General features: G+C 33.7%; 12 protein-coding genes. 4 read left to right on the top strand and 8 right to left on the bottom strand.

Annotation, left to right across the window (positions count from 1 at the left end; genetic code table 11):
• The first annotated feature begins 5 nt into the window (after window positions 1-5).
• On the top strand, window positions 6-2147 hold the full coding sequence (gene scpA / locus AAEO57_RS10340) for a methylmalonyl-CoA mutase (RefSeq protein WP_341692252.1): 2142 nt from the start codon (window positions 6-8) through the stop codon (window positions 2145-2147).
• 60 nt (window positions 2148-2207) lie between these two features.
• On the opposite strand, the gene AAEO57_RS10335 is transcribed toward scpA, so the two are convergent.
• The 5 genes from AAEO57_RS10335 to dapF form a co-directional block, all read right to left on the bottom strand.
• Complete coding sequence (locus tag AAEO57_RS10335; RefSeq protein ID WP_341692250.1) at window positions 2208-2855, bottom strand: peptidoglycan-binding protein LysM; 648 nt, start codon at window positions 2853-2855, stop codon at window positions 2208-2210.
• 98 nt (window positions 2856-2953) lie between these two features.
• Window positions 2954-3865 carry a DUF2279 domain-containing protein gene (locus AAEO57_RS10330; RefSeq protein ID WP_341692597.1) on the bottom strand — a complete coding sequence of 304 codons (912 nt, stop codon included), beginning with the start codon at window positions 3863-3865 and terminating at the stop codon, window positions 2954-2956.
• Between the two features lie 11 nt (window positions 3866-3876).
• Window positions 3877-4917, bottom strand: coding sequence for an endolytic transglycosylase MltG (mltG, locus tag AAEO57_RS10325; protein ID WP_341692247.1), 1041 nt, complete (start codon window positions 4915-4917; stop codon window positions 3877-3879).
• A 10-nt stretch (window positions 4918-4927) separates the two neighbouring features.
• Window positions 4928-5461: a GNAT family N-acetyltransferase gene (locus AAEO57_RS10320; RefSeq protein WP_341692245.1), complete on the bottom strand. Its 534-nt coding sequence runs from the start codon at window positions 5459-5461 to the stop codon at window positions 4928-4930.
• 26 nt (window positions 5462-5487) lie between these two features.
• Window positions 5488-6270, bottom strand: coding sequence for a diaminopimelate epimerase (gene dapF / locus AAEO57_RS10315; RefSeq protein ID WP_341692242.1), 783 nt, complete (start codon window positions 6268-6270; stop codon window positions 5488-5490).
• Between the two features lie 137 nt (window positions 6271-6407).
• Between dapF and AAEO57_RS10310 the strand changes: the two genes are divergently transcribed.
• A complete protein-coding gene (locus AAEO57_RS10310) occupies window positions 6408-7808 on the top strand; it encodes a trypsin-like peptidase domain-containing protein (RefSeq protein WP_341692240.1) in 1401 nt (466 codons plus the stop codon).
• Window positions 7809-7991: 183 nt separating this feature from the next.
• Window positions 7992-9440, top strand: a complete 1449-nt coding sequence (locus AAEO57_RS10305) for a glyceraldehyde-3-phosphate dehydrogenase (RefSeq protein ID WP_341692238.1) — start codon at window positions 7992-7994, stop codon at window positions 9438-9440.
• A 59-nt stretch (window positions 9441-9499) separates the two neighbouring features.
• Here the strand turns inward: AAEO57_RS10305 and AAEO57_RS10300 are convergent, their stop codons facing one another.
• Window positions 9500-9958, bottom strand: coding sequence for an Lrp/AsnC family transcriptional regulator (locus AAEO57_RS10300; protein ID WP_163394545.1), 459 nt, complete (start codon window positions 9956-9958; stop codon window positions 9500-9502).
• Window positions 9959-10158: 200 nt separating this feature from the next.
• Between AAEO57_RS10300 and ald the strand changes: the two genes are divergently transcribed.
• Complete coding sequence (gene ald, locus AAEO57_RS10295; protein WP_341692233.1) at window positions 10159-11277, top strand: alanine dehydrogenase; 1119 nt, start codon at window positions 10159-10161, stop codon at window positions 11275-11277.
• Window positions 11278-11394: 117 nt separating this feature from the next.
• On the opposite strand, the gene pafA is transcribed toward ald, so the two are convergent.
• A complete protein-coding gene (gene pafA / locus AAEO57_RS10290; protein WP_341692231.1) occupies window positions 11395-13011 on the bottom strand; it encodes an alkaline phosphatase PafA in 1617 nt (538 codons plus the stop codon).
• Between the two features lie 171 nt (window positions 13012-13182).
• A partial coding sequence (locus tag AAEO57_RS10285) for a hypothetical protein (RefSeq protein WP_341692230.1) occupies window positions 13183-13375 on the bottom strand: 193 nt, incomplete at its 5' end.

Genomic DNA, 13375 nt, shown 5'->3' with positions numbered 1-13375 from the left:
TTTCAATGATAAGAAAAGACCTTAAACATATAAAGTTAGATATTAAAAATGAATCGTCAGGGGAACTGACAGATAACGCCGAACCTATCAATGAATACTTTACCACGGCAGAAGGAATCGAAATCAAAAAAAGCTATTCTGAAAAAGACATTGAGGAATTAGATTTTTTAGATTTTGGCGCAGGTTTTGCACCAAATCTACGTGGTCCTTACGCAACCATGTATGTGAGAAAACCGTGGACTATTCGCCAGTATGCAGGATTTTCAACTGCCGAAGAAAGCAATGCTTTTTACAGACGAAATTTAGCCGGAGGACAAAAAGGCTTATCCATTGCTTTTGATTTACCAACACATCGCGGGTACGACTCAGATCATGAAAGAGTTGTGGGAGATGTAGGGAAAGCGGGCGTTGCTATTGATTCTGTTGAAGACATGAAAGTGCTTTTTGATCAGATTCCATTAGATGAAATGTCAGTGTCGATGACTATGAATGGTGCTGTTTTACCTATCATGGCTTTTTATATCGTTGCCGCAGAAGAGCAAGGAGTCGCTACCGACAAACTTTCAGGAACCATACAAAATGATATTTTAAAAGAGTTCATGGTTCGTAATACCTACATTTATCCGCCAACACCTTCGATGAAAATCATTGCCGATATTTTTGAATTTACAAGTAAGAAAATGCCGAAATTCAATTCTATTTCAATTTCAGGATATCACATGCAGGAAGCGGGTGCGACAGCTCATATTGAACTGGCTTACACTTTGGCAGATGGGTTAGAATACATCAGAACAGGATTATCAACAGGTATGACCATTGATGAATTTGCTCCCAGATTATCATTTTTCTGGGCCATTGGTATGAATCATTTTATGGAAATTGCTAAAATGAGAGCCGGAAGAATGATCTGGGCAAAATTGGTAAAACAATTTAATCCAAAAAGTGATAAATCGTTGATTTTAAGAACACATTGTCAGACAAGTGGATGGAGTTTAACGGAACAGGATCCTTTTAATAATGTAACAAGAACTTGTATTGAAGCATCTTCAGCTGTTTTTGGAGGAACACAATCATTACATACCAATGCGCTTGACGAAGCAATTGCTTTACCAACAGACTTTTCTGCAAGAATTGCACGAAACACTCAAATATTTTTACAGGAAGAAACCAAAATCACCAAAACAGTCGATCCGTGGGCAGGAAGTTATTATATCGAAAGCCTGACTAATGAAATGGTAGAGAAAACCTGGAAACTTATTGAAGAAATAGAAGAATTAGGCGGAATGACGAAAGCCATTGAAACCGGAATTCCGAAACTTAGAATTGAGGAGGCTGCTGCAAAAAAACAAGCAAGAATTGACAGCGGACAAGATATTATTGTTGGTGTAAATCAATTCAAATTAGAGAAGGAAGATCCTTTGCATATTTTAGAAGTAGACAACCAAATGGTTCGCAAACAGCAAATTGAACGTCTTTCAATAATAAAAACAACCAGAAATACTGAAAAAGTAAACCAATCACTCGAAAAATTAATTCATTGTGCTAAAACCGCCCAGGGAAATTTACTGGAAATTGCTATTGAAGCTGCGAGAAACAGAGCTACTTTAGGCGAAATCAGTGATGCTCTTGAAAGTGTTTTTGGCAGGTTCAAAGCACAAATAAAATCTGTTAGTGGTGTGTATAGTGAAGCAATTAAAAACGATGAAAATTTTGGAAAAGCAAAACAGCTTGCTGATATTTTTGCAAAACAAGAAGGAAGACGACCAAGAATCATGATTGCCAAAATGGGACAAGATGGTCATGACCGAGGCGCAAAAGTAGTAGCTACAGGTTATGCTGATATCGGATTTGATGTTGACATTGGTCCATTATTTCAGACTCCTGAAGAAGCTGCTAAACAAGCAGTAGAAAATGATGTACATATTTTAGGCATTTCATCATTGGCTGCCGGTCATAAAACATTGGTGCCAAAGGTAATTGAAGAACTAAAAAAACATGACCGTGATGATATTATGGTTATTGTAGGAGGTGTAATTCCTAAGCAGGATTACCAATATTTATTTGATGCCGGAGCAATAGCTGTTTTTGGACCAGGTACCAAAATCAGTGACACTGCTATCAAAATTTTAGAAATACTGATTGATTAAATTGGCGCATAAAAAAACCCGATATATCGGGTTTTAGTTTTCAATCTAATTTTAATTGTCTTAATCGTTAATTGTCGCATTACTGTCTGCTTCAATATGAGAAAGATCATAACCTCCAAAGGCCCTCAGGTAACTCCTTAAAGAAGTACCGTAAGCATCCCTGAAATGTCTGTTTCCTTTGTTTTTAAAGAAGTTTTTTACTGATCCTGCACCACCTAAGTGTGCCGCAGCTAAAATTCCCGATTCGGTAATTTCGATTCCATCAATAATTTTCCCTTCGTACTTTTCAATTTCATTGCGTAAAATCCATTTATTTTTCGATAATAACGCAATAAAAGCTTTTTCCTGTAAAGCAGGATCTTTTAAAAATGCTTTGTCATTTTGAACACCTACGGCTCTTAAAGTTTTAGAACCAAACTGGTATTTTCCCATGTACCCAATAGAATTTACTTTCCTGTACTTCCCTTGAGATTCTTTAAAAGCTATCGCTTCTTTGAAACCGATAAAACGATTTCCTGTGTATGGGACATTTAATTTAATTGAAGCAGGATAATCTTCCTCTTCTTGTGATGGCAACAAGTATTCTGAACCATCTGTTTTTTCTGTTACAAACCAAGGTTTGGTTTTAGTACTAAAGGGTTTAAAACCCAAACTTAAAAAAGTAATAATAACGACTAGACCCGCATAAAAATACCATTTCTTTATCATAAATTGTTTTTCTTCAAAACGCTGTCACCTTTTTGAAATTTCTACGGTGCAAAGGTAATAAATTAAAAATAATGCTAATAATCAGTATTTTATCATTTTTAAAAATAAATCAAATGTCCTTTAAACCCTTTATTGGCGGTATATTCGAGCGTTGGGGCGGGAATTTTTATGGTGTTCAAAACAGAAAAAAGAGTTTTAAAAAAATGCGATTTTATATTAATTTTAGCTAAATCGACATCAAAGCTAAGATAAAACTGACGAAAACTTGCCGGATTTTGTCCAAAACCAGAGATTTGATTTTTATTATTTCCGGATAACATTGCTTCTGCTCCATATCCTATAGCTATATTAAACCATTTTGGAATTTTTGTTTGTTTAGCAAAAGAATGCACATTTGCAGAAAGCCAGTATGTCTGCCCATTATAATCTTTTAAAACCTGCTCATTAAAGGATTTTCCAAGTTTATCCGGATTTTGATAAGCATACTGGGTTGTATGAAAGGAAAATTTAGGTGTAATTCTTTGTTCTTTCCAAAGTAATTCCTGAGAAATATATAAAGCAGTTCCGGCAGCGTTTGCAATTAAATCTCCTGAAGATGCGCCCCATTCTGCAGAATATCCGTCCAAAACTTCAACAGCGGTTAGAAACGCAAAACCAACTCCTGCTCCGTAAATTAATTGTTTTTTAGTACTTGCGCCGCTCCAATTCAGTGCTTCAGCACCAAATCTTCCTAAGTGATAAGCCGAATAAAAATGACCAACTTTATCCATTTGGAGCCATTCGTCATTATCATTTATAAAATGGAAATCAGATTTAGGATAGTCAGCATACCAAATCTGATTTAAACCAATTAAGGTTGCTGTGGCCAAAGCAGCCTCTGTTATGATAACAGTTTTCTGCCTTTTTATATTTAAAGTATCAGAAGGTTTAAAAAAATTATCGATTTTATTCTGGGCTTCAACAGACTGAAGACTCAAAACGAATAAAATCGATAAAAATAAGGAAATTATAAAATTCAAAACTATCTTGTTACGCCCTGACTGGCAATCCAGTCTGAATATTTTTTTGCATTGATTGTGTGCTGCTCATAAGTTGAGGCAAATTCATGATAACCAAAACGATCTATACTGGCACAAAAATAAATATAATCGTGTTTCTCCGGGCTTAAAACCGCTTCAACAGCCGTAATATCGGGCATCGCAATTGGTCCTGGAGGAAGTCCTATGTTTACGTAGGTATTATAAGGAGATCTCATAATCAAATCATTATAAAATACTCTTTTAATAACCTGATCAAAATTATTATCACGTAATTTCAAGGCATAAATTACAGTTGGATCTGCTTGTAAGGGCATTTCTAAACGTAATCTGTTTAAATATACCCCAGCAATACGAGGTCTTTCATCCTTTTTAACTGATTCTTTGTGTACAATAGAAGCTAAAATTGTAGCCTGAACTGGTGTTAAACCTTGTTTTTTAGCTTTTTCAATTCTTTCTTCAGTCCAAAAATTATGATATTCCTTAATCATTTTATCACGGAATTTCTCTGCAGAAGTATTCCAGTACACTTCATAAGTATTTGGAATAAACATAGCGAAAACATTCTCTTCATTAAAACCATTTTCTTTTAAAAAAGTAGAATCTTTAATAGCTTTCAAAAGTGACAAACTATCTGCTTCGATTTGAGAACCTATTCTTCCTGCAAAATTCTCCAATCGCTCCTGATTATTAAAAGCCAATTTAACCGGAACATTAGAGCGCATTGCACGAACTAAATCAATATTATTCATGTCTTTTTTCAATAAAAAACGACCTGATTTTACATTTTCCGGATAGCTGCGTTTACTGGCAACCATCTCAAAATTGTCAAAATTCTTAATATAAGGTTCTAATATTTTTTTGACATCTGCATAAGTAGCGCCAGTAGGAACATATACATAAAGTTCATTTTCCTGAAATTTGGTATTGGCACTAAAAATTTTGCTAATTAAAATAAATCCGTAAATCATTAAAACTGAAATAACAGCTACGGCAACTATCGTGATAATCTTTTTTAAGTTCAAAGTTTAAAATTTAAATCTGTTTGTTAATTAACTGAAAAATTGCTTCGTCCTGATAGCGTCCATTTAGCAAAATCCAATCTTTTTTAATTCCTGTTTGTTCAAAGCCAAATTTAGTAAAAAGAGCTCTACTTGCTACATTTCCTACACTAATATTTGCATATAATTGATGTAAATTTAAATTGTAAAAAGAATACCTAATTAATAGTTCTAAAGCCTCAGAACCAATATTTTGATTTCTGTTTTCCTTATTTTGAATTACAATACCAACTCCAGCCCTGTTGTTTTTAGGATCAAAATCAAATAAATCAATCAGTCCAATAGCCGGGAAATCTTCATCCTGACAAATCGCCAAACGCAATTGTTTTGCCTCATAAACATCCTGTTGGGCATTTTCGAGATATTGGCGAATTAAATAGCGACTATATGGAGTATTGGTATTACTAACTTCCCAAATATTCTGGTCGTTTTCCATAGCATAAACAAACTCTAAATCATTAGGTTCTAATGCACGCAGATAGATATTTTCTCCTTTGAGGGTTATCATTATTTGTTTTAGATTTTACCTGAAAATTAAATTTCAATCGTTCCTTTAAAAACAAATTTTGCAGGACCGATTAAAAAAACATTCGTAAAGTGTTCTCCTAACTTATCAAAAGAAACGGCCAGTTTTCCACCTTCAACATTTATATCAATGGAAGTTTTATCTGTCTGACCTGTTGCATTCATAGCAATTGCTACAGCTGTAGCACCAGTTCCACAGGCTAGAGTTTCATCTTCAACACCTCTTTCATAAGTTCGAAGTGAAAATTCTGAATCACTTACTTTTTTTACAAAATTGACATTGCTACCTTTTTGTCCGTACAATTCCCCGTAACGAATAGCAGCTCCGTTTTCTTTTACATTATAATGCTCCAAATCATCTACAATTTGTACATGATGAGGAGAACCGGTGTTTAAAAACGTATAAGAATCCTTTTTTTGAACTTCATCTACATCAATCATTTGCAATGAAACAATAGAGTCATCATTTACAGTTGCATGATGCAAACCATCTGTAGCAATAAAAGTGGTTTTATTTTCGATCACTCCCAATTGATTAGCAAAGGCTACTAAACAACGTCCTCCGTTACCGCACATGGAACTTTCGTTTCCATCTAAATTGTAATATACCATTCTAAAATCGGTTTCAGCATCATTTTCCAATAAAATAAGTCCGTCAGCTCCAATTCCGAAACGTCTGTCACATAAACGTTCAACAAGTTTTGTATTTTCTTTTGGAAAAAAATTTGAACGGTTATCAATCATTACAAAGTCGTTTCCGGTACCCTGATATTTATAAAATTCTATTTGCATTTTTTAGTTGTTAGAACTACAAAAGTACAAACTATTAATTAATGAAATGTTAATCATTGTTAAAGAGCGTTAAACCATTTTACAAAATAATTTTTTGCCTTAATTTTACATTAGTAACCTAAACATAAATCATAATTATGAAAAGATTTTCAAGCTTATTTTTAGTATCCTTATTGAGTGGTGCTACTACTCTTGGTGCTTACAAATTATTATTTGATGGCAACAATTCTTTATTTGGAAGAGAAAATCCTGTTGTTACTCTTGCCCCCAATTCATTTGGAAGAAACGTTGCATTGTCAGCAGAAACTGTCGATTTTACAGCTGCCGCGGACAAAACCATACATACTGTTGTTCACGTGAAAAATGTTTCCCGAAGAACCATTAGTAATCCGATGATGGAATTTTTCTATGGTTATGGAGGAGGACAACAGCAGGAACAGGTTGGAACTGGTTCCGGTGTTATAATTTCTGAAGACGGTTACATTGTGACCAACAATCACGTAATCAAGGATGCTTCTGAAATTGAAATCACTTTAAACAACAAAAAATCTTATCCAGCAAAACTTATCGGTACCGATTCTAAAATGGACATTGCTTTATTAAAAATCAATTCTGATGAAAAATTACCGTATACTGCTTTTGCTAATTCCGATTCTGTAAAAGTTGGGGAATGGGTTCTGGCAGTTGGAAATCCATACAACTTAACTTCGACAGTTACTGCCGGAATTGTTTCTGCGAAAGCCCGAAATTTAGACCAAAGCGGAATTCAGTCTTTTATCCAGACAGATGCTGCCGTAAACCCTGGGAATAGTGGTGGAGCATTGGTTAATACCCGAGGGGAATTAATCGGAATTAACACTATGATTTCTTCAATGACAGGTTCTTATGTTGGATATTCATTTGCTGTTCCTTCTAATATTGCACGAAAAATTATTGAAGATATAATGGAATTTGGAAATGTTCAGAGAGGAATATTAGGTGTTGAAGGAGGGGAACTAAACAGTACTGCTTCAAAAGAACTAGGAGTAACTGAAACACAAGGTTTTTATATTAATAAAGTTACCCCTAAATCAGGAGCTCAAAAAGCCGGTCTAACAAAAGGTGACATTATTATAAAATTAGACAATCAGAATATTTCGACATTTGCTGATCTTTCTGGCTACATTAACACCAAAAGACCTAATGATGTCGTACAGGTAACTTATATTAGAGAAGGAAAATCTAAAGTTATTCCGGTAACATTAAGTAAAAACGAATTTTACAGTGCTGAATTTAAAGGTCTTGAATTAGAAAACATTAATGCCAGCGACAAAAAGAAGTTCAGAGTTGATTATGGTGTGAAAATCAAAAACATTACCAATGAAAATTTGATGCAGTACCAAAACGAATTACAAGGCAGTATTATCTTAAGCATAGACAACATCAAAGCAACAAATGTTGAAACTGTTTCTAAACTTTTAAGTAAAAAAGATGAAGGCCAAAGCGTCCGAATTGAGATGATCAATAAAAACGGAGAAATCTTTAGAATTATCATTTAAATAGTCATATCAAAGTTTTAAACTTAGATTAAAATATAGTCAAAAGCCATCTTAAATATTTAAGGTGGCTTTTTTATTTTTCAAAAATAAATCACAAAACAAGTTACGAAATCGATTGAAATAAGTAGTTTTGCCCAAAAATTTTAAAATAGTGAGCGTTTTATTTTTTTAATTCAATCAATTATGAACAACAAAACTTTGTACCAAAAAGAAGTATCTCTACAAGTCGACCGAAGAAGAGCCGGAGTCGAATTAATTAAAGTCATCAGTGATTTATGGTATGACAAATCCATCGAAATGGTTTTATTTAAGAATCAGTTGTTGGATAAAAATGTCAGTGATATTATCAACTTGCATCAATATGCAGGAGAATTTGTCGGCAAGCCAATCAGTATTTTTGATTCTGTTGAAATTGCAAAAGTCATCTTATCATTAGATTTTCCACCTGCGAAATTAGATCTTGGAAAGCTGACTTATGAATACCAGCTGGAGGAAGAAAAATATCCTGATGCAAGATATTTTGTAATGGATAAATTAAAAAAAGCCAAATCTTCGAAAGAAATTCAGCCTAAAGATGTTGTTTTATTCGGATTTGGAAGAATCGGACGTCTATTAGCAAGAGAGCTAATGTCTAAAACAGGAAAAGGGAACCAGTTGCGCCTGAGAGCAATTGTAACCCGTGATAAAATTGACCCTTTGATCTTAGAGAAACGAGCTTCTTTATTAAGATACGATTCAATTCACGGAGATTTTCAGGGATCAGTTACTGCAGATTCAAAAAATAATGCTTTAATTATTAACGGAACTACAGTAAACATAATCAATGCAAACTCCCCTGAAGAAATTGATTACACACAATACGGAATTAATGATGCACTTGTTATTGACAATAGTGGTGCTTTTACAGCGGAAGAAGATTTAAAAAAACATTTAATTTCAAAAGGAGTCACTAAAGTGTTGTTGACAGCACCCGGAAAAGGTGTTCCAAATATAGTATATGGCGTCAACCATAAAGAATACAATCCGGATGAGACAGCTATTTTTTCGGCAGCATCATGCACGACAAATGCTATAACTCCTATTTTAAAGGTTGTTGAAGATAGTTTAGGAATTGCAAAAGGCCATCTGGAAACGATTCATGCCTACACAAACGATCAGAATCTGGTTGACAATATGCACAAAAAATACCGCCGTGGAAGAGCCGCTGCTTTAAACATGGTTATTACTGAAACAGGAGCAGGAAATGCAGTTTCAAAAGCAATTCCGTCACTTGAAGGAAAACTGACTTCAAATGCTATTAGAGTTCCGGTCCCAAACGGATCATTAGTAGTTGTAAACTTAGAAGTCAAAAAAGCAACCTCAATAACTGCTGTAAATAAAATAATGAAGAAATATGCCTTAGAAGGCGAATTGGTAGAACAAATTAAATATTCATTAAATAACGAACTCGTTTCATCCGACATTGTTGGAACTTCTGCACCTGCAATTTATGACAGTAATGCAACTATCGTTTCAAAAGACGGAAAAAATATTATCCTTTACATTTGGTATGATAATGAATATGGTTATAGTCATCAGGTCATTCGTTTAGCAAAGTATATTGCCAAAGTTAGAAGATTCACTTACTATTAATATAAAAACCAAAACCAACTATTTCTTAAACCATCAGATTTTTTCTGGTGGTTTTTGTTTTAAATAGGAAGTACGGTTGTACTCTTTACTTCAGAAATCACAAACACAGTATTAATTAAGGAGACTTCAGGTAAAACGGATAATTTCTTTTGATGAAAATGATGATAGCTTTCCATATCCGGAATGATAATTTTCAGCATATAATCAAAATTTCCAGAAACATAATTGCACTCTACAACTTCAGGCATATTTAAAATCGACTGGTTAAAACCTTCCGAGGTATCATACGTCTGTTTTGTTAAAGTTACCTGACAATAAACAGTTAGATTATTGCCTAGCTTTTTCTTGTTTAAAATTGAAACATACTTCTCTATAACACCTTCTTTTTCAAGACGTTTAACTCTATCATGAACGGGCGTTAATGACAAATTTATTTTGTTTGCAATATCTTTCAGTGTGTAATGAGCATTTTCCTGTAAAAGACGTAATATTTTCTTATCAATTTCATCTAAAGCCATAACGAAAACGTTTTCTATAATTAGTCAAAATCAGTCATTTTTTCTTTTTAAGGAAATAAAAACGAATCTATAAAGAATATTTTTCTGTAAAAATATAAAATAAAATAATATTTTCTTATTTAAAGCCTAATTATCAATAATATATTCTCTATTAATACATTTGTAACATAACTCTATAAAAAAACTAAATACATAACATTATGATAATAGGTGTTCCAAAAGAAATTAAGAATAATGAAAACCGTGTAGCTTTAACTCCTGCTGGTGTTTCTGAAATGAAAAAACACGGACATACAGTTTACGTTCAGTCTACTGCCGGTTTAGGAAGTGGTTTTGCTGATGAAGAATATACCCAAGCTGGTGCTTTAGTTTTACCGACTATTGAAGACGTTTATGCAATTGCAGAAATGATTATCAAAGTAAAAGAACCAATTGCTTCTGAATATCCTTTGATTAAAAAAGATCAATTGCTTTTCACTTACTTTCACTTTGCTTCTTCAGAAGAACTAACTCACGCAATGTTAGAAAAAGGTGCAGTTTGTTTAGCTTATGAAACTGTAGAAAAAACAGACCGAAGCTTGCCTTTATTGGTTCCAATGTCTGAAGTTGCAGGGCGTATGGCAATTCAGCAAGGAGCGAAATATCTTGAAAAACCATTAAAAGGAAGAGGAATTCTTTTAGGTGGTGTACCAGGTGTTCCTCCTGCAAAAGTTTTAGTTTTAGGAGGTGGAATCGTTGGAACTCAGGCTGCAAAAATGGCTGCTGGTTTAGGTGCACAGGTAACCATTATGGATTTAAGTTTGCCACGTTTACGTCAATTAGACGATATTATGCCTGCAAATGTAAATACAGAAATGTCAAACCACTATAATATTACAAGAGCTATTAAAGACGCCGACTTAATTGTAGGAGCAGTTTTAATACCAGGAGCAAAAGCACCACACTTAATTACACGTGACATGCTAAAACTAATGCGCTCAGGTACTGTTGTCGTTGACGTTGCTGTAGATCAGGGAGGTTGTATCGAGACCTGTAAGCCAACAACTCACGAAAATCCAACTTTTATTATTGATGATATTGTTCACTACTGTGTAGCTAACATGCCGGGAGCTGTTCCTTATACATCTACTCTGGCTTTAACAAATGCTACTTTACCTTATGCAGTACAATTAGCAAACAAAGGATGGGAAAAAGCTTGTAGTGAAAACGAAGAATTAAGAAAAGGATTAAACATTGCCAACGGAAAAATTCTTTACAAAGGAGTTGCCGAAGCATGGAATCTTCCTTTCAATGAAGAATTAGTTTTAACAAACGCATAGTTATTACTAAAATAATAATTTATAATTCACATAAAAAAAAAGGCTTTTCGATATTGAAAAGCCTTTTTTACGTAAAAAACTCAGCTTACAAAGACAGGTTCAATTTGTATAAAAATATTATTTTTCATCCAGAACTTCCTGCATAACTTTAGCCTCTGTTCCATTAGGAAAAGTAACTTTTATTTTTTGAGCTATCGTTGGTGCAATTTCAGTAATCGCCTTTTTGTCATAAGATTCCCCTTTTTTAATATGCCAGCCATAAAAAATTGCTGGTACGTGTGTGTCGTAAGTATAAGCTGTACCATGTGATGTACCTGTCGGTAAATACTCTATAACACCTGGCTTACCAATTACAACTATATCGCCATCCTGTGTTACATCATATCCTTTTGCTACGAAATTCAAATAATAATCATTTCCTGAATTAGCTAAAATTTCTTCTTCTGTATATACTTTTTTAACCTGTGGTAACGAAATTAAAAATTCTTTAAACGCTTGTTTTACTTTTACTAAATCTAAACCTTTATCTTTAATGATTTGTTTATTGAAAAAGATATTAAAATTAGAATAATTCAAAAGTAAATCTACTCCAAATGTTTTTACAGAGAAATCCTGCAAGCTCTTTCTAAAATCTTTTGAAGGATAATTATCAACATCATATTTTCGATCCTTCAAATAAATCACATTTTCTGCACCAGCGTGATCAGCTGTTAAAAAAAGTAAATAATTATTTTTCCCAACCGTTTTATCCAAATAAGTTAAAAAATCAGCTATAGTCTGATCCAAACGTAAATAAGTATCCTGAAGTTCCATAGAACGTGGTCCTAATAAATGCCCTACATAATCAGTAGACGAGAAACTCACTGTTAAGAAATCAGTAATATTATCTTTTCCTAGCTCTTCCTTTTCAATAGCTTTTTTGGCAAAATCGGCTAATAAATCATTTCCAAAAGGAGTCGATCTTAATATTCCAGCATCATTTTTTTCATACATTGTTTTCAAATCATATGGAAAAACAGGAGCTGAACTTCCATATAATTTTCCTTCATAAGGATTATTGTCCGGAAGACTTTCATTATATGTTGAAGCAGGTTTATACAAATCCCAGCTTTTATTTATGTATTTTAGATAATTCTTCTCATTATTAAATTCTGATACCCACTCTGGTAATTTTTCTCCATAAAATGTACTGGATATAAAAGAACCTGTCTTACTGTACCAGAAAGCCCAATTTGCAAAATGCCCGGCTGGCAAAATCGCACCACGATCTTTAAGGCTCATTCCAATAACTTTTCCCTGAAAATTTGTCGCCATTCTAACCTCGTCAGTAATAGTTGTACTCTGCAGGTTTTTAGGAGACATTTCACCTTCCTCTGCAGTTCCGTCTCCGACAGTCTTTACGGAAGCGTCATCAGTACAATACATTTGCTTTCCAAGACTTCTGCTAAACCATTCGTTCCCTACAATTCCATGTGTCGCAGGCGTAGTACCAGTATAAATTGATGCATGACCCGGAGCTGTATATGTAGGCACATAATTATAATGCATATTTTGAAAAGTATACCCATTATTCATTAGTCTTTTAAACCCATTAGGAGAAAAATCATCTGAAAATCGGTATAAATATTCCATTTTCATCTGATCAACCACAATACCTACTACCAATTTAGGACGTTGCTGAGCGGTCATATTTGAGATAAAAAATAGCGTCAACAATACAATAATCTTTTTCATAAATTAACTTATAAATATTTCAAACAAAAATACAGATTCGAACACAAAAAGTCTAATCAAGCTTATGTTAAAACTAAAATTGACCTTAATTTAACAGGATTGTAAAAATAATTATGGCTTTTCCCTCTGGGCCGGGCTGTCCGCTGTATCTTTTGCGAAAGAATGTTTGAATTAAACAAAAAGAAGTTTTTCGCAAAAGGATGCCGCTTCCATCCCTAACGCAGTATGGGACACCGGGAAGCGGATCAAGAACAAAACCTGGGGAACAATAATTAAATATTCTGATATTTGTAAAAAAAAGCATAGAATTGGATTCGTATATAGAGCTATTGAAATTAATCCTACCTGAATTTTTGATTGAAAA

The sequence above is a fragment of the Flavobacterium calami genome (assembly GCF_038290035.1).
Classification (GTDB): Bacteria; Bacteroidota; Bacteroidia; order Flavobacteriales; family Flavobacteriaceae; genus Flavobacterium; species Flavobacterium calami.
The sequence above is the reverse complement of the archived record's forward strand: the minus strand, read 5'-3'. Positions and strand labels throughout refer to the sequence as shown.

Coding starts and splice junctions, on each gene's coding strand:
- dapF (WP_341692242.1), bottom strand. CDS start 6,270: ATGCAAATAGAATTTTATAAATATCAGGGTACCGGAAACGACTTTGTA.
- AAEO57_RS10335 (WP_341692250.1), bottom strand. CDS start 2,855: ATGATAAAGAAATGGTATTTTTATGCGGGTCTAGTCGTTATTATTACT.
- AAEO57_RS10310 (WP_341692240.1), top strand. CDS start 6,408: ATGAAAAGATTTTCAAGCTTATTTTTAGTATCCTTATTGAGTGGTGCT.
- ald (WP_341692233.1), top strand. CDS start 10,159: ATGATAATAGGTGTTCCAAAAGAAATTAAGAATAATGAAAACCGTGTA.
- scpA (WP_341692252.1), top strand. CDS start 6: ATGATAAGAAAAGACCTTAAACATATAAAGTTAGATATTAAAAATGAA.
- AAEO57_RS10320 (WP_341692245.1), bottom strand. CDS start 5,461: ATGATAACCCTCAAAGGAGAAAATATCTATCTGCGTGCATTAGAACCT.
- AAEO57_RS10305 (WP_341692238.1), top strand. CDS start 7,992: ATGAACAACAAAACTTTGTACCAAAAAGAAGTATCTCTACAAGTCGAC.
- AAEO57_RS10300 (WP_163394545.1), bottom strand. CDS start 9,958: ATGGCTTTAGATGAAATTGATAAGAAAATATTACGTCTTTTACAGGAA.
- pafA (WP_341692231.1), bottom strand. CDS start 13,011: ATGAAAAAGATTATTGTATTGTTGACGCTATTTTTTATCTCAAATATG.